This window comes from Alphaproteobacteria bacterium (assembly GCA_040216735.1).
GTDB lineage: Bacteria > Pseudomonadota > Alphaproteobacteria > SHVP01 > SHVP01 > CALJDF01.
This window is the reverse complement of record JAVJOO010000003.1, coordinates 413,315-432,798: the sequence shown is the minus strand read 5'-3', so window position 1 is coordinate 432,798 and position 19,484 is coordinate 413,315. Positions and strand designations below refer to the sequence as shown.

18 protein-coding genes are annotated in these 19,484 nt (G+C 60.6%); 16 read left to right on the top strand and 2 right to left on the bottom strand.

Annotation, left to right across the window (positions count from 1 at the left end):
• Positions 1-26: 26 nt before the first annotated feature.
• From RID42_10165 to RID42_10090, 16 genes are read left to right on the top strand one after another with little or no spacing between them, the layout of a single operon-like run.
• Complete coding sequence (locus RID42_10165; GenBank protein ID MEQ8248036.1) at positions 27-1,232, top strand: HAD-IIIA family hydrolase; 1,206 nt, start codon at positions 27-29, stop codon at positions 1,230-1,232.
• 10 nt (positions 1,233-1,242) lie between these two features.
• Complete coding sequence (locus tag RID42_10160) at positions 1,243-2,253, top strand: GDP-mannose 4,6-dehydratase (protein MEQ8248035.1); 1,011 nt, start codon at positions 1,243-1,245, stop codon at positions 2,251-2,253.
• Complete coding sequence (locus RID42_10155) at positions 2,250-3,038, top strand: CmcI family methyltransferase (GenBank protein MEQ8248034.1); 789 nt, start codon at positions 2,250-2,252, stop codon at positions 3,036-3,038. Before RID42_10160 ends, RID42_10155 begins: the two co-directional genes overlap by 4 nt.
• Positions 3,035-3,805, top strand: coding sequence for an SDR family oxidoreductase (locus RID42_10150; GenBank protein ID MEQ8248033.1), 771 nt, complete (start codon positions 3,035-3,037; stop codon positions 3,803-3,805). The genes RID42_10155 and RID42_10150 overlap by 4 nt, the downstream gene beginning before the upstream one ends.
• Positions 3,805-4,704 (top strand): NAD(P)-dependent oxidoreductase, encoded by a 900-nt coding sequence (locus tag RID42_10145; protein MEQ8248032.1) that lies wholly within the window; start codon positions 3,805-3,807, stop codon positions 4,702-4,704. The genes RID42_10150 and RID42_10145 overlap by 1 nt, the downstream gene beginning before the upstream one ends.
• A complete protein-coding gene (locus RID42_10140) occupies positions 4,701-5,549 on the top strand; it encodes a class I SAM-dependent methyltransferase (protein ID MEQ8248031.1) in 849 nt (282 codons plus the stop codon). The genes RID42_10145 and RID42_10140 overlap by 4 nt, the downstream gene beginning before the upstream one ends.
• Positions 5,546-6,136 (top strand): dTDP-4-dehydrorhamnose 3,5-epimerase family protein, encoded by a 591-nt coding sequence (locus tag RID42_10135; GenBank protein ID MEQ8248030.1) that lies wholly within the window; start codon positions 5,546-5,548, stop codon positions 6,134-6,136. Before RID42_10140 ends, RID42_10135 begins: the two co-directional genes overlap by 4 nt.
• Positions 6,129-7,055 (top strand): thiamine pyrophosphate-dependent enzyme, encoded by a 927-nt coding sequence (locus RID42_10130; protein MEQ8248029.1) that lies wholly within the window; start codon positions 6,129-6,131, stop codon positions 7,053-7,055. The genes RID42_10135 and RID42_10130 overlap by 8 nt, the downstream gene beginning before the upstream one ends.
• Positions 7,052-8,017, top strand: coding sequence for a hypothetical protein (locus RID42_10125; protein MEQ8248028.1), 966 nt, complete (start codon positions 7,052-7,054; stop codon positions 8,015-8,017). The genes RID42_10130 and RID42_10125 overlap by 4 nt, the downstream gene beginning before the upstream one ends.
• Before the next feature lie 17 nt (positions 8,018-8,034).
• Positions 8,035-8,778 (top strand): phytanoyl-CoA dioxygenase family protein, encoded by a 744-nt coding sequence (locus RID42_10120; protein MEQ8248027.1) that lies wholly within the window; start codon positions 8,035-8,037, stop codon positions 8,776-8,778.
• An 8-nt stretch (positions 8,779-8,786) separates the two neighbouring features.
• Positions 8,787-9,530, top strand: a complete 744-nt coding sequence (locus tag RID42_10115; GenBank protein MEQ8248026.1) for a hypothetical protein — start codon at positions 8,787-8,789, stop codon at positions 9,528-9,530.
• A 4-nt stretch (positions 9,531-9,534) separates the two neighbouring features.
• Complete coding sequence (locus tag RID42_10110) at positions 9,535-9,987, top strand: dTDP-4-dehydrorhamnose 3,5-epimerase family protein (GenBank protein MEQ8248025.1); 453 nt, start codon at positions 9,535-9,537, stop codon at positions 9,985-9,987.
• Positions 9,988-9,991: 4 nt separating this feature from the next.
• Complete coding sequence (locus RID42_10105; protein MEQ8248024.1) at positions 9,992-10,996, top strand: GHMP kinase; 1,005 nt, start codon at positions 9,992-9,994, stop codon at positions 10,994-10,996.
• A gap of 1 nt (position 10,997) precedes the next feature.
• A complete protein-coding gene (locus tag RID42_10100; GenBank protein MEQ8248023.1) occupies positions 10,998-11,930 on the top strand; it encodes an NAD-dependent epimerase/dehydratase family protein in 933 nt (310 codons plus the stop codon).
• Between the two features lie 13 nt (positions 11,931-11,943).
• Complete coding sequence (locus RID42_10095) at positions 11,944-13,164, top strand: class I SAM-dependent methyltransferase (protein MEQ8248022.1); 1,221 nt, start codon at positions 11,944-11,946, stop codon at positions 13,162-13,164.
• Positions 13,165-13,218: 54 nt separating this feature from the next.
• Positions 13,219-16,227 carry a tetratricopeptide repeat protein gene (locus RID42_10090; GenBank protein MEQ8248021.1) on the top strand — a complete coding sequence of 1,003 codons (3,009 nt, stop codon included), beginning with the start codon at positions 13,219-13,221 and terminating at the stop codon, positions 16,225-16,227.
• 43 nt (positions 16,228-16,270) lie between these two features.
• On the opposite strand, the gene RID42_10085 is transcribed toward RID42_10090, so the two are convergent.
• Positions 16,271-17,200, bottom strand: a complete 930-nt coding sequence (locus RID42_10085; GenBank protein MEQ8248020.1) for a flagellin — start codon at positions 17,198-17,200, stop codon at positions 16,271-16,273.
• Between the two features lie 18 nt (positions 17,201-17,218).
• Positions 17,219-19,378 (bottom strand): flagellar hook-associated protein FlgK, encoded by a 2,160-nt coding sequence (gene flgK, locus RID42_10080; protein ID MEQ8248019.1) that lies wholly within the window; start codon positions 19,376-19,378, stop codon positions 17,219-17,221.
• Positions 19,379-19,484: the final 106 nt, after the last annotated feature.

Sequence of the window (19,484 nt, the reverse complement as noted above, 5' to 3'; positions counted from 1 at the left end):
ACGCCGCGTACTTTTGTGAGGACGCGGTGTCTCCATCGACACATCCAATTAGGCAGGCGGTTATTCTGGCGGGGGGCCTAGGCACCAGGTTGCGTCCGCTGACAGCCGAACGCCCTAAACCGATGATCCAGATCAACGGACGTCCGTTTCTCGATTACCTTCTAGATCTATTGCGCGAGCAAGGGATCACCCGCGTTCTGGTCCTGCTGGGATACCGCGCAGACGACGTGATAGCTCATTACCGAGCACACCCCGCTCCCGGCCTCGACGTGCAATTCGAAATTTCTCCGGTGGAGGACGAAACCGGCCAGCGACTGAAGCGCGCCGAGCACCTTCTGGACGATACCTTTCTACTTCTATATTGCGATAATTATTGGCCGCTCGATCTCGGCAAGGCGTGGGCTGCCCGGCAAGCCGCGGGCAAACCGCTTCAAATTACGGTATATCGCAATCGCGACGGGCGCTCCCGCGACAACGTATCGATCGACGAACGCGGCATTGTCATTGCCTATGACAAGAGCCGTACGACACCGGGACTCCTCGGCGTCGATATCGGATTTGCTCTGGTAGATCGTTCGATCGTAGCGGCCCTGCCCGAGGACAACGTGTCCTTTGAAGCTTACGCCTATCCCCGTGCCGTAGCCGCCGGCGATCTCTCCGCCTTTGCAACGGAACATCGCTACTATTCCATCGGCGGCCTAGATCGCCTGGAAGAAACGGCTCGTTTCCTTGAACGCAGGCCCACGGTTCTCTTGGACCGCGACGGCGTTCTGAACCGGAAAATGAATCGCGCGCAATACGTTTGCGACTGGTCGCAGTGGCAATGGATGCCGGGCGCACTCGAAGCGCTGGCCAGGCTGCGGGACAACGGCTATCGCATGATCGTCGCGACCAACCAGCCGGGGATTGCGCGTGGCCATCTATCGACCGCAGGTTTGGACTCGATTCATGCCCACATGCGCGCGGATGTCCGTGCCGCCGGCGGCGACATCGCCGCAATCTATCACTGCCCGCACGGGTGGGACGAAGGCTGCGACTGCCGCAAACCCGCACCAGGCATGCTTTTCCAAGCGCAAAAGGACTTCGCGCTTGACCTGAGCCGGCACACCTTCATTGGCGACGACGACCGCGACCGAATGGCCGCCGACGCCGCCGGCTGTTCATTTATCCAGGTTTCAGACGACCGTCCGCTCGCGCGGGCGGTCGACGAACTACTCAACCGCGACGCATAGGAAGGACACCATGGCAGAACGCATCTTGATTACAGGAGTCACGGGATTTGTCGGCTCGCACCTGGCCGACTTGGTCCTCGCTAAGGGGTCGGCGTTCGAACTCTATGCGACGCGGCGCTGGCATTTGTCGCGCCCCGACCACGTCAAACACATCGAGGACCGGATAAATTGGGTCGACTGCGACCTTACCGATCCAATCGGCGTTCGCGATATGATGGAAAAGGTTGCCCCCGAACGCATCTTTCACTGCGCCGCGGAAAGTTTCGTATCGCCCTCGTGGTCGCATCCCCACCGCTACATGACCGTCAACTATGACGCGACCGTGAACCTGTTGGATGCGCTCAAGTATTTCAAATCTGACGCCAAGATTCATTTGCCGGGGTCCGGCGAGGAATACGGCGACATCAAGGAAGAAGAGTTGCCGATCACCGAAGAGACGGTGTTGCGGCCGGTCAATCCCTATGCCGTGAGCAAGGTCGCTCAAGATTTGATCTCATACGTCTATTTCCGTTCCTACGGCGTCAACACCATTCGAACCCGCGCCTTCAATCACGAAGGGCCGCGCCGCCAATATGTTTTCGGCATTCCATGGTATGCCTACCAAGTCGCGCGAATCGAAGCCGGACTCCAGGCACCGGTCGTCAAAGTCGGCCACATCGACGATCGCCGCAACTTCACCCACGTCCAGGACATGGTGGAAGCCTACTGGACGGCAACAGAGAAGTGCGTGCCGGGCGAACTCTATCTGATCGGTTCGGAGGGCGAGGACCGTGTCTTCACGTTCCGTCAGGCGCTTGAAACCTTGATCGGCATGTCCTCGACAAAGGCTATTCGCTACGAAACCGACGCGCAGTACGTCCGACCGACCCAAGTACCCCGGTTGATTGCCGACACCTCGAAATTCCGTAAAGCCACCGGGTGGGAGCCCAAACTGTCCTTCGCCAAAATTTTGTCCGACACCCTCAATTATTGGCGGTGGCGGGTGGCCCAGGATGTTGCGCCGCTGGAGTTGGCATCTTGAGCGCCGCAGCCACACCGACGGTTACCGGACCCGGCGCCACACTTACCCTGACCGGCAAAAGCGGTACGCAAACCGTCGATCTCTATTCCGACGACGGTCTGAAGCTCGTCTCTGATCTTTGGCTGAAACTTTCCGCCGAATACAAGATCATGTACGAACCGACTTGGCTGGGTCGGCGGATTATTCAACTGCCGCACGACATCGTGCAAATGCAGGAACTGATCTGGACCGTCCAACCCGATCTAATCGTTGAAACCGGCGTCGCCCACGGCGGATCGCTGATCCTGTCGGCGTCGGTCCTCGAACTGATCGGCAAGGGCAGAATTCTCGGCGTCGATATCGACATCCGGCCTCACAATCGATCCGGAATCGAAGAGCACCCCCTCGCCCACCGAATTGACTTGCTCCAGGGCAGCTCGATCGATCCGGCAATCGTCGCAGAAGTGACGGAGCGCGCGCAACGGGCGGGCACTGTCATGGTGGTCTTGGATTCCAACCATTCCGCGGCACACGTGGCGGCGGAAATCGCGGCCTACGCGCCCCTTGTAGATGAGGGTAGCTACCTCGTGGTGATGGACGGAGCTCAGGGCAAGGTTTTCGATATCCCACGCGGCAACACTAACTGGCGTGAGGATAATCCATTGACGGCACTCGACGCCTTCGTCGCTGGTACGGACGAGTTCGTGGTCGACGATCATTTTACCCGCCTGCATGTCACCTCCAATCCGCGCGGCTACCTGCGCCGCATCAAAGCCGCTGCAGGCAAAGCCAAGAGAGCCGCATGAACCTCGCCTTGGAACCGCGCAACTTAATCGGTCGATCTGACGATTTTCTCGGGGTGCGGGTCCTCGTCACCGGCGCCAACAGCGGGATCGGACACGCCATCGCCCAAAGGTTCCTGGACGGTGGCGCAAGCGTCGGCGTTCATCATCGCAGCGCGTGCACGCCCTACACGGGGGGGCACCCGGTGATATCGATCGAGGCGGATTTGCGCGATCGCGACGCACGCTGCGCCATGATCGAGCGCTTCGTCGACGTTACCGGTGGGATCGACGTACTCGTCAACAATGCCGGCGCAGTACCGCTTTACGCGCCGTTTCCGGAAATCGACGACGAAACATTGACCGAGACATTCGAAGTCAACGCGTTTGCGCCGTTTCGCCTCATTTCCGAAGCCTGGCCGCACATGGTGCGTCAGAGGTCCGGCCGCATCGTCAACATCGGTACTGCCGCGGTGAAATACGGCGGCAGCCCACGAGGCATTCACTATGTCGCGGCAAAGGGCGCGCTCGACGCAATGACGGTTGCGTTCGCTAAGGCGGGAACGAGCGTCGGCATTCGCGTAAACGGTGTGCGCTGCGGTGTGGTCGCGAGCGGCATGCACCGCAAGGTTCCCGGCTATACCGACGAGAATTTCGAGGCGCGCGCCGCGCAGGTGCCGGTAGGCCGCGCGGGCAGCACGGAGGAAGTCGCAGCGCTGGTCGCCTTCCTGTCCTCGCCCGCGGCCGACTTTGTCACAGGTCAACTCATCGACATTGCAGGGGGCGATTGATGCCGCGCGCAACGATCTTTGTTACCGGTGCGGAAAGCTTCGTCGGACGCGCGTTGCGGGGTGCCTGCACTGCCGCCGACATCAGATTCACTGGTATCGACCTCGCCGAGTCGACGCAACCAGACGTCGTCCGAGGCGACATCGGAGATCCCGATCTCGCCAAACTGATCCCCGCCAATGTCGATGCCGTTGTCCATCTGGCTGCGCTGTCGCGCGATGCGGATTGCCGCGGTCGCTTGACTGAGTGCATCGATGTCAATGTCCGGGGAACCCTTAACGTTCGCGCTGCCGCCAGAATTCGTGGCGCGCGCCAGTTCATCTTCGCATCATCGGAATGGGTCTACGGCAACGGTCCCTTCGATACCGCGCGGACCGAAGACAATCCCATCGACCTTGCCTCCTTGGCGAGCGAATATGCGCTATCCAAGGCCATCGCCGAAGCGGTGTTGCGCCAGGACACGGCCACCCAAGGCGGAAATACGACGATCTTGCGTTTTGGGATCATCTACGGGCCGCGCGGCACCAATTGGTCTGCAGTAGAAGCCCTCGCCCACACGGTGGCGACCGCCGAGAGGGTCAGCGTCGGCGCCCTATCGACAGCTAGGCGGTTCATTCACGTCGCGGATATCGCGGACGCCATCCTCGCAACACTGGGGCGGAGCGGACTCGAGACGTTCAATGTGCAGGGCCCGGCGCTCACAAGTCTAGGCGATGTGATCGCCGCTGCCTGCGTGCACACTAGACGATCCCCAGCGGTCACCGAGACCTCCCCCGACACCCCGAGTATTCGCAATATCGATGCGACACGCTTCACAGAAGCGACGGGCTGGGTCCCGCGGATCGGGCTGATCGATGGGATCGCGTCCCTCGGCCCCGCTATTCTCGCGAGGGCAGCATGAACCTGCACCCAAGCCGTTGCTTGATCTGTGGCGCGTTCGATTCAGTCGTCGTGAGTCGGTACCACACGCCCGATTCCTACGAGCGCGCCGTCGGGGTTACCGAGGCAAACTTCGCGCGCGCGTGGGTGCGCTGCAGCGGATGTGGGTTTCACTATTCTCAGTACTCGCGCGATCCGGATGTGTTGGACCGCATCTACGACGAGGCCTACCGGGCCAAGGACGCGCCATGGCGTGCAGGCAGTGTGAGGGAAACCTTCGACGCGGTGGTCAACCTGCCGCTCGAACGGTCCGAGACTAAACAGCGGGTGCGCTGGATAAAAGACCGTCTCGACGCGCTAGCGATCGGAGGCCAGATCTATTTGAACGGAGCGCCGTGCAGCTTCCTCGATGTCGGGGGCGCCAACGCGATCTTCGCCCATGAGTTTCGCGACCGGCGCTGGCAGCCACATATTGTCGATCCAAGCATAGAAGGTGCAGCACTCAGTGCCGACCTCGGCATTCCGTACGTGCGCGGCGCTTTGGAATATGGCCGGTTCGACGAACACTTCAACCTTGTCGCCCTCACATACGTTCTGGAGCATTTGCGCGACCCCGGCAAAGCGCTGCGGGCAACACGCCAGGCAGTCAAAAAGGATGGTGCAATATTCGTCGAGGTTCCCGACGCGGCCTGCTTTGAGGTTCGTCCGCCGGACGACGACATCTTCAATGCCTGTCATCTGTGGATGTTCGCGGCCGCCGACCTTTCGCGGCTACTCTGGGCCAACGGTTTCGAACCCGTCGCCGAGGAGCGCGCGACCAGCGTCCGCGGGCACGAGGCGCTCAAGATATTGGCGGTACCGGTATGAAGATCGAGGCAACCCCGATCGCTGGACTGCACGAGGTGTACCTGGACCGAATCGACGACGAACGCGGCAATCTGCACCGCATTTTCGATGCGGCCGAGTGGCACGGCGCGGCCGGGCAGACCTGGCATTGGGATCAAGTCGTAACCTCCTTCACACGGGACAAAAACACGCTGCGCGGCATGCACTATCAATTCCCGCCGTACGCGGAGGGCAAACTCGTGATTCCCCTCGCCGGTCGGATGTTTTGGGCCAGCGTCGACGTTCGGCATGCGAGCCCCTCATTCGGACGTTGGCATGGCGTTGTTCTCGCGCCGGAAGCCGGCTCCGCTCTTCTCGCAACACCGGGATTTGCCCATGGCTGTCTGTCGTTGAGCAACGCCGTCAGCCTGCTAATCCTGTCCACACAAACCCACCGCGCCGCGCAAGGTGCGGGATTCTGCTGGGACGACCCAACGGTTGCAATTCGCTGGCCCGACCTCGGCGCGCCACCGTTGTTGTCGCCGGCCCACCGCGGCCTTGTGTCCTTCCGCACCTTTGCCGGAACGCTTGGCGAAGAGACCTGGGAAAAGGAAGTTGCCCATGCATGAAGATCGTGTCGCATCGCTCGCCGAGCGAGTGCTCGCCGTTCGACTAGGTCAGATGGTCGTCAACGAGCGAAACAAATCCGGCGCCTTCCGGATTCCGATACACCTCGCCCTCGGACACGAAGCAATCGCCGTCGCGGTATCCGATGCAATGCAGGAAGGCGATCAACTGCTGCTGACCCACCGCAATCTGCACTACAACCTCGCTCGAAACCCAAGCATGCCCGAAAAACTCCGAGAGTTCGCGCTTGATCGGAGCGGTGGTGCCGGGGGGCTTCTCGGATGCATGAATTACGCCGATGCGACGGTGGGAATTCCTTACACGTCGAGCATTCTCGCCAATAGCCTGAGCGTTGCCCCGGGCGTTGCCCTAGGGCAAGCGATCCTGGGCCGTTCGGTCGCCACCTTCGTTGTCACCGGCGACGGCGCGATCGAAGAAGGGGCGTTCTACGAATCGCTCCTGATGGGACGTTCAGTCTCGGCCGCGATGGTCGTGGTCGTTGAGAACAACGGTTGGTCACTCGCCACGCGTATCCATGAGCGGCGCGCGCCCATCGCTCTTGAGCAAATTGCCGCAGCCCTGGACATCCCGTTCGACCGTTTTCAAGGAAACGATCCTGCGGACTATGCCGAACGCATCGCGCACCAGCGCCAACAAGCCATCGTTGCTCGCTGTCCGGTACTGCTCGAGGTTTGCGTCAGCACCCTGGGAGATTGGCGGCAGCCGACCGAAGAAATTCCTGAAGGAAAGCCGATCAACTATCACGCCGGCGTCGCACCGACCGTGGATCTTGAGAAGGGGCCGTTATTGGCGAACGACACTGGCGACCCGGTCTACGTCTTGATGCAGCGTTACGGCATCGAGGACCTGGCCGAGCTTACCAACCGCGCCATGGCATCGCTTGGGGAGGTGTCGATATGACCTACGTTAGTCATCTCAACGGATTGATCCGCGATGCAGTCGCGGCAACTCGCAATCCCGTGGTGTTCGGGCAAAACGTTTCGGCGGGAAGTTGCCTGTCGGGTCTCACCCGGGGGATCGACGCGAGCCACGCCCGCGTCATCAATACGCCGAACTTGGAGAACACCCTGGTCGGCACTGGTTTCGGCCTAATGCTGAGCGGCGTCCCAGCCGCGTTCTTCATGAAGCAGCAGGATTTCTTGTTGTTGGGTGTCGACCACCTCGTCAACACCTACAACCTGGTGCGTCGCCAAGACACCGGCAACGGCTCCTTTACCATCGTGCAAATCGTCGTCGACAGTGGCTTCGAGGGTCCGCAATCCGCCCTCAATCACCTACCTGACCTGTGCTCCCTCGCCCGCATTGACGGCTTCGCCATCGGCAACGCGCACGATGCCGATACCGTCATTGGCAACCATCTCTTCGCGCCCGGCTTCCGCATCATCAGCGTTAGCCAACGGCTGTTCAGACGCGACATCTTGCACTGGAACGGGCCGGCGATCCGCTGCGGCGACGGCTCGCTGACCCGCTACGCGAAGGGCCAGGACCTGACGGTCGTTTCGTTGAATTTTGCCTTCGAACAGGCCCTGGATCTTTACCGTGCCGCCGAAAACCTCGGCGCACACGCGTCGTTGTTTTCGTCAAACACCCTCAGCGACAGCGATTGGGCGCCGGTCATTGCCGACGCCCAACGGACGGGCCGCCTGGTCATCCTCGACGATACCAAGAGCTGCCGCAGTCCAGGACATATCCTGGCACTGGAGACCCGCGCTGCGGGCGTGCAGACCGTGGTCCACCATCGCCGCACGTTGGACGACGACCATCTCGGCCCGCAGTCGGACCGCTTCGAAATCGACGCGGCTCGGACCTTGGGTGAACTCGGCGTCATGAACCGCCCCCGTATCTCCTTGTTGAGCGCTTGATCGAAAGAGCGACAGCCATGGATCCACAGCAACAATACCTCTTCGACTTGCACGGCTACGTCGTCCTGCGCGGGGTTCTGTCCCGAGACCAGGTCGCCGCGCTGAACGATGCTTGCACCACCATCGAAAACGGCGTTCCCGACAAGCTTCCGGACGGTGTGAAACTGGGTAAACCGGTCGAAAAGGGCGAGGTCTACCTGTCGAACATCGCCGAAGGGGGCTCGCCCTTTGAGGAACTCATCGATCTCGATCCGGTCATCGATGTCGTGCGGGCAACGTCGCCCTGGCAGTTTCGGTTGAACCATACCAACCTGACAACACGGTACGGCCAAGGCTACACCTACATGCACATGGGCGGAACGCCCATCCACCCCAAGTGCATGTACACCTGCCACAACGGTCAGATCGGCTCGACACTCACCAAGGCCGTCTTTCCGCTCGCTGGAACACAGGTCGAGGACGGCTGCTTTGCAGTCATTCCCGGATCGCACAAGAGCAATTTCGCCCGTCCCTTTGGAGATCATCCGGACGAGAACCCCGCGCTTGTGCCGGTCGTTTGCGAACCGGGCGACGCCGTCGTGTTCACCGAGGCTCTTGCACACGGTTCGCTGGTGAACACGTCCGGCGCACTGCGACGGACCCTCTTCTACTGCTACAGCGTCGGTTACATGCCCGACTGGGGCAAGCTCGACCTGCGGTTCAGCGACGCCTTTGTCGCCCGATTGAACGAACCGCGCCGCGAAATCGTTAGATTGAAGTGAGGCACACCATGGCTCTGGCCGAAGTAGATACCGCCACAAGGTTCGACCCCACGGCCCTGATCCAGTTCTTCGACTGGAACACCGGGGCGTTCGATTTCATCGGACACTATCGCCAACACCTGCAGCGGGCCGTCGGATGTGCCGACCCGACGCTGTTCCACCGATTCGTTCCGCCCGACAAGATGCCCAACGATCCGATCGAGGGAACGGCGCACACCTACGGCCATGACTTGCTCTATGCGATCGATCCCGCATTCCGCCAAGCGGGCCACATTGCGGCGAACGATATCGGATTTCTGGAAACCTACCGCCGGTTCATCCGCTTTATTCAAGATGAAATCATTGGCGAACCCGTGGTTTACCAACGCCTTCCGTCGCTGCGCATTCAGTACCCGGGACGCACCTCCTATGGGGTCATGCACACCGACCGCGAGTACAACCATCCGCCCGAGGAAATCAACATCTGGGTGCCGATTACGGAAGTACGGGGCACCGCATCGATGGTCATTGAAAGCGACTTCGGCAAGGGCGATTACACGCCAGTGGAAATGCCCTACGGCCAACTCGTTGTCTTTGATTCCGGGTTGATGCACGGAAACGTCGTCAACGCCGAAGGGTATACCCGCATGAGCTTCGACCTCCGGGTAATTCCGCGTCGCATCTACCGCGATGGCAAGGGCACTTTTTCGGCCACCGCCGGTAAAGAGTTCTCACTCGGCAACTACTACGCGACTCTCCCGGATCAGGACTAGCCCAATGACAATTCATGACGTCAAAGTTATCCCGCTGCGCCGCATCCCCGACGAGCGTGGCCTCATCATGCACATGCTGAAAAGCACCGACGATCACTACAAGGGTTTCGGTGAGATTTACTTTTCGTGCGGCTATCCCGGCGTGGTCAAGGCTTGGCACATCCATAAAGAAATGACGCTGAACAACTGTTGCGTCGTCGGGATGATGAAACTGGTGCTCTATGACGGGCGCGAGGGGTCGCCCACCAAGGGCGAGGTCATGGAACTATTTATTGGCGAGCAGAACTACTGCCTCGTCCAGATTCCGCCTGGAATCACCAACGGCTACAAGGCGTACGGCGACAAGATGGCGATCCTCGCCAACTGCGCGACCATGCCGCATGACCGGAACGAACTGATCTACATCGATCCGTTCGACAACGATGTGCCCTACGACTGGTCGCTGAAACACGGGTGAGCCGATGACTCCCAACGGGAAATACATCACGACATGCACGCCCCTCCGCGTAAGCTTCGCGGGCGGCGGCACGGACCTGCCTGAATACTACGAGAAGGGCTACGGAGCCGTATTCTCGACTGCCATCGACAAGCACCTCTACGTCACGCTGAAGCCGCTCAGCCCGATTTACGGCATCAATTACCGGCTGAACTATTCGCAGAGCGAACAGGCCCAGTGCATCGACGAGATCGAGAACGCGATTGCACGCGAATGCTTGCGCCTCGTCGAAGTGGAGCCGCCGCTCTACATCGGCACCGTCGCCGACCTACCCGCCTATTCGGGTCTCGGTTCGTCAAGCAGTTTCGCCGTCGGTTTGCTGCATGCCCTGCATGCCTACCGCGGCGAACGGGTATCGAGCGGGCACATCGCGGAAGAGGCCGCGCATGTCGAAATCGAAGTCCTCAAGCGCCCGATGGGCAAGCAGGATCACTTCGCGGCCGCCTTCGGCGGCTTGAACTACATCCGCTTTCGCAATGACGGCGGTGTGTCAATCGAGCCGCAAAACATCAATGCCTCAAAGGTCGACAAGCTGTTCGACAATGTTTTGTTGTTCTGGACCGGTTTACACCGCGACTCCAGCGAGGTGTTGACCGAGCAGCGCCAAAACGTCGACGACCGCACCGGTGAACTCGAGGCCATGCGCGAACAAGCGATGTCGATGCGCGATGTCGTCTGCAACGGGTTCGACATTCACAAATTCGGCGCGTTGCTCGACGAAGGTTGGGTGCTGAAGCAGCGTCTCGCATCGTCGATCACCAACGATCGGATCACCAATTGGTATCGCCGGGCCAAACAGGCCGGGGCGATCGGCGGCAAACTCTGCGGCGCCGGCGGTGGCGGATTTCTGCTGTTCGTCGCTGAGCCTTCCCAGCACGACGCGATTCGGGCCGCCCTGTCCGATCTCACCGAGGTCGATATCGGTTATGAACCCAGAGGTTCCCGGGTTCTCGTCACGGTGAACGACTGAGATGCGCGCGCTAGTCATCGGCGGCAGCGGCATGATCGGTGCCAATCTTGTCCGCAAGCTCCTTGCGGAGGATTGCACCGTGACCGTCGCGGCGCGGCGTGCCCGCCACGCACCGCGTTTGGCGGAACTGGCGCATTTGCGTACTGTCGAGATCGACTGCCGCGACGGCGTCGCGATCGATGCGGTCGTGAAAGATACCCAACCCGACGTGCTGTTCCATCTCGTAAGTTCGAGCTTTAACCCGCCTACGACGACCGCCCAAGACCACCTGACGATCAACGCGTTGGGGACCCTCAATGTCCTCGAAGCGGCGCGGCACCACGCCGTTGGACGTGTGATCCTGACCGGATCGGCGGCGGAGTACGGCAGCTGCAACGATATCGGCGAGCGGCACGATACTCGTCCGGCGACCATCTACGGCGCGACCAAGCTCTGCGGCAGCGTCTTGGGTCAGGCCTATGCACGCACTTATGGATTACCGGTGGTGAATTTGCGCCTATTCACACCGTTCGGACCGTGGGAAAGACCCAGTCGCCTCATTCCCTCGACAATCCTGTCGGCGCTCGCCGGCGAACCGGTAAAAATCGGTAGCGGGAAGCCGGAAAGGGATTTCCTGTTTGTCGCGGACGTCGTCGACGCACTGATGGCGGCATCCACGGCACCGCTAGAGCCGTGCACCATCTTCAATATCGCGTCGGGCCGCGGCACGACGGTGATGGAGGCAGTCCAAACCATTTTGGAACTCATGCAAGTCCGCGTTCCCATCGAATGCGCGGAACCCCAGCGGTCGGATGAGATTCTACGGATGTCGGGCAACGCGGATGCGGCGCGCAACGCACTTGGCTGGCAACCGCGTCACGATTTTCGATCCGGCTTGGAAAAGACCATCGAATGGTTTTCGGCCAATACCGGCCTTGCCCCCTTACTAGCCTAGTGGAGACCGTGAGATGACAAATTGCCTCGTTTGCGACAGCACCAAGGTCGAGGAATTCCTCGACCTCAACGCAACGGCATTGGCAAACAAGTTCTTGCGTCCGGAGGAAGCCACGGGCGCAGAAGCCTCCTATCCGTTGCGCGTCGGATTTTGCCATGACTGCAACCATGTCCAGTTGATGGAGCGGGTTCCACCGCAGGCAATGTTCGACGACTACCTCTATATTTCGTCGATGTCCGATACCCTCGTGGCTCATTTGAACGGACTCGCCGAAACCGTCCAGAAACGATTCGACCTCGGCGCGGACGACCTAGTTGTCGATATCGGTTGTAACGACGGCACGCTGCTCAAGGGCTTCCGGAAATACGGGGTCGAAACTCTCGGGGTCGAACCAGCCGCAAACCTCGCGGCGATGACGCGCGGCACGGGGATCGACGTCGTCAACGACTATTTCGGCGCTGAAACGGCACGGACATTGCGCGCGGCGCATGGCGCAGCGCGAGTTATCGTCCTGACGAACGTGTTCCCTCACCTGCCCTACCTCGCCGACTTCATGGAGGGGGTTCAGACACTGTTGGCGGAAGACGGCGTTCTCGTGCTCGAAGCCCACTACTTGCAAGACCTTTTGGCCCATCGGGCATTCGACACCGTCTACCACGAGCACGCATCTTACTGGGCACTACGCCCGATGATGCAGTTGTTCGCACAACACGGGATGGAAGTCGTCGACGTCGAACGCCTACCTATTCACCACGGACAAGTCAGGGTCTTCGCCCGGCGCAAGGGCGTCGCCACACCGTCGGCGCGCGTCGCAGCGTTGGCAGCAGACGAGGTCGAGGCTGGGCTGGATCGCCTCGAAACCTTCGTCCGGTTCGCCGAGAGCGTTCGCGGGCTGAAACGAGACCTATGGGAGCTGCTGGATTCTCTAACAGGAGACGGTCGGCGGGTCGCCGCCTACGGCGCCCCCGCGAAAGGGTCGACCCTTCTCAGTTTCTTCGAAATCGGCCCCGAAACCGTGCCGTATATCGCCGACAAAAGTCCGCTCAAACAAGGGCGCGTAACGCCGGGAACGCATATCCCCGTCGTGTCGCCAGCTCACATCCTCGAAGACAAGCCCGACTATATGCTGTTGCTCGCTTGGAACTTTGCCGACGAGATCATGGCACAACAGACGGAATTCAGGGCGGGTGGGGGCCGGTTTATCATCCCGGTGCCCGACGTTCGTATCGTTTAGGGCTTATTAACCTTACCGCCCTAGGCTCGGCGTCGACTACGAGCCAGAGGCGACATGACCACACCGCCAACTACCGACAACCGGTCGGACACGATCGCCCAAGAGCGATCCCCGAAAGTCACCGACCTGCGCGCGCCCGCATTCGACAAAGACCGCGCTAGTTCGCTGCTTGGGCTGGCCAAAGGCGCAGTGCGACGGGGCGAACACACCCTGGCCAGCCGGTTGTTCTCGCGTGCGCTTGAAAAGACGCCCGATGACGTCGAGGCGATTATCGGCCTCGCTGCCTCCGAGTTGATGCTCGGCCACGGCGCGGCCGCCGAAGAACTTGCGCTGCGCGCCTTGCAACTTGCGCCGGCATCGCCCGACGCGCGCCTCGTGCTAGCCAACCTAAGGATCGCCCAGGACCGCCACCGCGACGCAATCGAGCACTTACGGGACGCCATCGCGGTCGCGCCGAACTTTGCCATCGGCCTCAGCCGTTTGGGAACGATCCTCACGGCATTGGGCGAGTATACCGCTGCCGAACCGATTCTGTTGCGTGCCCTTGCGCTCGACCCGGTCGATGCTGACGCGTTGAACAGCATCGGCAATTTAGTATTGTCGAAAGGCGACCTGTCGCGCGCCGCGCTACATTTCCAGCGCGCGGTCGCGGCTAATCCCGGCTGGTTGAAACCGCGCATGAATCTAGCCGCGACGTTGGAAAAGCTTAACCGATTCGACGACGCGATCGACGCCCTGGAAGGCATTCTCACACAGGATCCTCGGCAGACCGAAGCCCGTGTCTATCTGGGCGGCCTCCTGCACCGCACGGGCGATCTTCGGCGTGCGAAATATGTCCTTGACGAAGCGCTTGAAGCCGAACCGGAAAACCTTGGCGCCCTTTTTCTGACGGGTCTTGTCCACATGCAACTGCGCCAAGCAGAGGACGCGACCCCATATTTCGAGCGCGCCGCGAAACTCGCCCCGGCATCGTCCGAAGTCTTGGCGAATCTGGCCTACGCCTATCGCGATGCCGATCGGTTGGCCGATGCCCTCCTCGTGGCGCAACAAGCGGTCAACCAGAATGGCGACGACGCAGTCGCACTAAATGCGTTGGGGTCGGTACTTCTAAACTGCGATCGCGCATCCGAAGCCGCCGCCGTTTTTCGCAAAGTCATCGACAGCAACCCAACGCTACATTCCGCCTACGTTAACCTCGCGATGGCTTTGCTCGCCCAAGATCGCGGCGTCGACGCGATCGAGCCGCTGGAGCGCGCGCGCGCGTTGGGAGCATCGCCCGAGATCGTCGATCATAGTTTGGGCCTCGCCTTTCGGGACGCCGGAAACCTTGCCAAATCGGAGACGCATTTGCTCCGGGCGATCGAACATGATCCCAACGATGCCCGCGCGTTGTATGCGCTGGGCGCGGTTCTTGAAATGCAGGGTCGACGCCGAGACGCCGGCCCGATCGCAGGCCGCCTGCTCGCCCAAGATCCGAGTCTGGTACATGCCCACGTCGTCAAAGCGCTCGCCGCCGAATCGGCGGTCGATGGATTGGCATCCGCGGCAAAGGCCCTGGCGATCGACCCGGATGACCTCGATGCACTTCTGGTGTCCGGCACGCTCAGCGACACCGCCAACAGACCCGCCGATGCTTTGCGTTTCTATGAAGCAGCGCTTGCCATTCAACCGGATCATGCGAAGGCCCGATCCAGGCGGGCTGACATCGTTCTATCCCTCTGCGACTTCGAACGACGCGAGGCGTTGGTCCAGGAGACCCTGGCCTCTCTGCGCGATACGGGCGCATTGGAGGGGGTCGACGTCTTCAATCTACAAGCTCTCGATGTCGGCTACAGCGAGATCGCCGGCGCCGCGAAAGCAGCCTCCGCCTCCCTTGTCCGGCGTCTAGAGGCGAAAGACGGCGAACTCTGGGTTCCGCGGGTAACCTCCGGCGCCAAGCGAATCCGTATCGGTTATCTGTTGCCCTACACTTGGTTTCACAGCCTGCCAATGGTGCTGCGTCGGATCGTCGAGGCGCATGATCGAAACAACTTCGAGGTTGTCGGATTCACCACCCAAGTGGGGAGCAAGCCAGACGATTTCGAGCGGGCCTACAAAGCGGCGTTCGACGAGTTTCACCCGTTGGTTGGATTGAGCCCGAGACAAGCGGCGAGCAAGATCGGCGCGGCGGGTATAGATATTCTGATCGAGGTCAGCGGCCACACGTCGATCTCCTGCCTCCCGATCGCTGCCTATCGGCCGGCGCCGATTCAAGTGCATCTGTTGGGCTACTCGATCACCACCGGCGCGCCGTTCATCGACTATCTCATCACCGACGAGATCTACATTCCCCGCGACCAGGCGGCCCTGGGTACCGAGCATGTCGTCTACATGCCGCATTCGTTCATGCCTGCGCTCCCCCAACGGATTGCCGATGGAACGGTGCGACGCGCAGAATTGAATCTTCCAAACGACGCCTTCGTCCTCGCTAATTTCAACCATCCGTGCAAGTTCGAACCAGAGATATTTGCCGCTTGGATGGCGATTATGAAACGAGTGCCTAAGGCCGTCCTCTGGCTCGGCCATTGGTTCGAGGAGACTGCAACCAATTTGCGCCGCGAGGCCGAACGCCACGGTGTCTCCGGAAACAGACTGATCTTCGCCCCGATCATGGAACACGCCGATCATTTGCGCCGATTGTCTCAAGCCGACCTCGCCCTGGACAACCGACTCCACGGTGGCGGCATCACCACGATCGACGCCCTGTGGGCAGGACTACCGCTCCTGTCTATACGGGGCGAAACCCCGTCCTCTCGCCTTGGCGCGACCTTGCTTCACGGGATCGACATGGACGACATGATCGCCCCCACGCTGGAGACCTATATCGACAGGGCCGTCACGCTTGCCGAGGACCCCGGCGCTCTTGCCGCTTTGCGTGACCGATTGGCCAAGAACCGCGCGATGTCGCCGCTGTTCGATTTCAACGCCTACGTCCACGATTTGGAGCGTGCTTACTCGGCGATCTGGGCGCGCCACACCAGCGGTGCGCCTCCGGATCTAATTGACCTCAAAGCGGGTGCCTAAACGAGCCAGCGGCCTGGTCGCCGAATTCCCCCGAGACCGCGCGTTAGATGAAGTTCAAGAGGCTCAAGCTGTTGAGCTGACTGAACACCCGGAACGAGGATTCCAGCGCAAGTTGATCCTGATTGAGCTTTGTCACTGCCTCGGCAATATCGGTGTCTTCGATGTTAGCGATGAAGCGATTGATGAAGGCGAGTTCGTTTTCGTGACGGATTTGGGCGTCTTCGATCGTCTTCATTGCCACACCGTGCTGGGCCTGAGCACCGTTTGCCACGTCGAACGCCGCGTTTGCTTCCGGGATCTTACTGATGATGAAGGCGCGGTCGGCGGAGCTAAGCGGGTTGCTGAAGGCACTCGGCGTACCGGAGGCGTAGATCATCAGGTCCTGCATCAACTGCATTAGTGGCCCGGCGACCTCGTCGGCTAGGACGCCGTAGGTGACGGTCAAGCTTTCGTCGACGCGCGCTTGGGCCTTGATTTGGTTGTTAACGAAGGCATTGGCGGCGTTGCCGGCCCCAAGAGCTTCGAGGTCGGCGGGCGTGCGTACCGTGAGGGGCTCTACGTCCGTCCGCGTTCCACCAAAGACGAAACGTCCATTCTCTTGGACGTTCAAGAAGTTCACGGCTGCATCGAACAATGCATCGATGGTATCGCGTAGACCGATGCCGGAGCCCACGTTCATCGCTTTGATCAACGTTTCGCGAACATCGTCGGCGACATCGACAAGTCCCTGAAGCGACAGATTCTGGACTTCGGTAACCCGTTCGAGTTCCAAGTTGGTTTTGAGGAACTGCTCGCCACGGGAGCGTACGGTCTTGGCGCCGGAAAGCGTCGCTACGTCGGCCGCGATCCCCTGGTACTCGCGCGACTTGGTGCCGCTGGTGACCTGCTTTTGGGTGTCGAACAAACGCTCTTGCTGACGCAATACGTCGACGATCAAGAGCTGGTTTTGCCCGGCTGTCGATACTCGCGCCATCGTTGCCTCCTACCCTACCTACCGCTTGATCGCCAAGAGTTCTTCGAACATCTCACGCGTGGTCTGCAGTAACCGCGCCGAAGCGTTAAAGGCGTTTTGATAGAGAATCATGTTGGCCAACTCTTCCTCTAGATTGACGCCCGATTGGCTGACGATCCTGGAAGTAATCTCTTCGGATAGCGCGCGCGCATCCGACTCGCGCTCGACGACCTCATCCGCCTTGAGAGCGAAGTCGGAAAGGACTGTGCCCGCATAGCTCGTGATTGTGGTCGTTGTCGGCGACAAATCGCCGGCCTGCGGAAACGAAACGTTGACGACCCCTGCGTTCTGAAGACCGACGACGCCTCGATTGTCGCCGACGGTCAGTGCTGGATCGGTTCCAGCCAACGCCGTCGCACTGAGATCGAGTTTGGCTAGCGCGAATTTCGACGGATCGGCGACGATGTCGGAGCGCACCGTCACTTGATGCGCCTGATCCATGCGATAGACCCGCCCAATCCCAAAGAAGTCCGACAGCCGCGTCGTCGTGGTGCTCCGCGCGGTCGTATCGTTGGTGGTGAGAATTCGGTAATCCGATAATGCCGTCGCCGGCATCACTTGGAGCTCACCGTTCGCGCTCAGCGAGAACGACGCGAAACCACCGAACCCCGTATTCAGAGCGTTCACCACATCGTTCATCGAGGTTGCCCCGGCCGTTGCGAAGTCCAGCGTGAACTCGCGCGCGACCTGCCCACGCGGGCCCTTGAGCTGCAACGTCATTTCGCCGGTGGCACCGAACCCATGGGCATCCGTTCCCGAGACGCCAGTCTGGAAGTGCGACGGCTCGAGCGCCTGCATCAAATCGTTGAGCCCAAAGAAGTGGGCGAAGCCGCGACCGGCGCGAGCGCTCGGCGACGTTGCGTCTTGGGAAATCGCGACGCCCGTCGAAACACCCGTCGCCTGGTAGGTCATGACGCCATTGACGAGCGTTAGCGCAGTCCCGCCGAACTGGGCATTCACCGCGGTCACCACGTCGTTGAGAGTTGTCCCGCCGATGGCGACCGCCGCCCCGCCGTTCAACGAGACCGTCCCAGCCGTGAAATCGGCGGTGACCCTGTTGGTCAACGTGCTGTTCGCATCGACCATGCCGAAGGTGACGGTTCCGGTGAAATTGTGGCTGTCGGTCCCCAGAATGCCGACGTTACGACCGACCAGGGACTGTGGTGCCGGGACCGTCGAGTTGTCGTTGTGGGAGGCATTGAGCTGATCGATAACCTTCGCCGACATCTCACCCAGCTCAACCGCCATCGCCGGTAGTTGAATGTCGCGCATGTCGAGAAGGCCGCGCAGCTTGCCGGATTGGACCACCGGGTCAAGGACCGTGATCGTCTCGGTCGAACCGTCCGGATTGACCTTATCCACAAGAATTTGAGAGAACTCGGTATTCGTGCCGACGGTGCCGCTGGAGACTTTGTTGAGTTGGCGCACCAGCGCGTCCAGAAGAACCACGCCGCTTTCCGTGACCAACCCCAAGCCACCGCCCGGCAAATCGAATGTCCGCAAATCTATGAGTTCGCCGATTTCCCGCACGGCGCGCTCGCGCTGCTCTTGCAACCCCGAAGCGTCCTCTCCCAACGCCAAAGCCCGGCGTATTTTCGGGTTGAGGTCGTCGATTCGCTGCAGGCCGAGATTGATGGTTGCCAGCGCCTCGCTGATCCGACGATCGGCCTCCCCGCGCAGGTCTTGCAGCACGCGCGACACACGCCCGACTTCGTTGCCGTAAACCTGCATCTCGTTGATCGCGCTGACCCGACGAACGGTCGAGTTCGGGTCGGGGGCAAGATCCGCAATATCTTCGAAAACGCGATCGAGCCGGCCGCTAAACGTCAGGTTGTCGTCGGGTGCGCCTAGAAGATTCTGCAATTGATCGTGCAGTTCCTTCATCGAGTCGAAGCGATTTTGCTGGGCCGACGCGACACGCTCCTCACGGACCAGGAACTGATCGATGAAACGGCTGATCCCAGAAATCGAAACGCCGGCCTGGTCGGTGCCCAGGACCTTCGATTCGAAGTTGGTAACTTTTCGAACGTAGCCCGGCGTATTGACGTTCGCGATGTTGTTCGCGGTCGTGGCCAACGCGAACTGATTCGAGGTCAGCCCGGTTACACCGATTCCGAGGGCCGCACCGAGACTGGTCATGTGCGATCACCGCAAGTTTGGCACGGCAGAAGTTTCCGCGCAGAACGCAGGGACTGCCTTGGGGCACGTGGAGGGAACCGCCGCAACGCCGCGGAAACCAAGGGGC

Bases quoted from the DNA above. Each gene is read 5' to 3' on its own strand.
- RID42_10110 (MEQ8248025.1), top strand. From the start codon at position 9,535: ATGACAATTCATGACGTCAAAGTTATCCCGCTGCGCCGCATCCCCGAC.
- RID42_10150 (MEQ8248033.1), top strand. From the start codon at position 3,035: ATGAACCTCGCCTTGGAACCGCGCAACTTAATCGGTCGATCTGACGAT.
- RID42_10115 (MEQ8248026.1), top strand. From the start codon at position 8,787: ATGGCTCTGGCCGAAGTAGATACCGCCACAAGGTTCGACCCCACGGCC.
- RID42_10095 (MEQ8248022.1), top strand. From the start codon at position 11,944: ATGACAAATTGCCTCGTTTGCGACAGCACCAAGGTCGAGGAATTCCTC.
- RID42_10130 (MEQ8248029.1), top strand. From the start codon at position 6,129: ATGCATGAAGATCGTGTCGCATCGCTCGCCGAGCGAGTGCTCGCCGTT.
- RID42_10090 (MEQ8248021.1), top strand. From the start codon at position 13,219: ATGACCACACCGCCAACTACCGACAACCGGTCGGACACGATCGCCCAA.
- RID42_10140 (MEQ8248031.1), top strand. From the start codon at position 4,701: ATGAACCTGCACCCAAGCCGTTGCTTGATCTGTGGCGCGTTCGATTCA.
- RID42_10100 (MEQ8248023.1), top strand. From the start codon at position 10,998: ATGCGCGCGCTAGTCATCGGCGGCAGCGGCATGATCGGTGCCAATCTT.
- RID42_10120 (MEQ8248027.1), top strand. From the start codon at position 8,035: ATGGATCCACAGCAACAATACCTCTTCGACTTGCACGGCTACGTCGTC.
- RID42_10105 (MEQ8248024.1), top strand. From the start codon at position 9,992: ATGACTCCCAACGGGAAATACATCACGACATGCACGCCCCTCCGCGTA.
- RID42_10145 (MEQ8248032.1), top strand. From the start codon at position 3,805: ATGCCGCGCGCAACGATCTTTGTTACCGGTGCGGAAAGCTTCGTCGGA.
- flgK (MEQ8248019.1), bottom strand. From the start codon at position 19,378: ATGACCAGTCTCGGTGCGGCCCTCGGAATCGGTGTAACCGGGCTGACC.
- RID42_10125 (MEQ8248028.1), top strand. From the start codon at position 7,052: ATGACCTACGTTAGTCATCTCAACGGATTGATCCGCGATGCAGTCGCG.
- RID42_10085 (MEQ8248020.1), bottom strand. From the start codon at position 17,200: ATGGCGCGAGTATCGACAGCCGGGCAAAACCAGCTCTTGATCGTCGAC.
- RID42_10160 (MEQ8248035.1), top strand. From the start codon at position 1,243: ATGGCAGAACGCATCTTGATTACAGGAGTCACGGGATTTGTCGGCTCG.
- RID42_10135 (MEQ8248030.1), top strand. From the start codon at position 5,546: ATGAAGATCGAGGCAACCCCGATCGCTGGACTGCACGAGGTGTACCTG.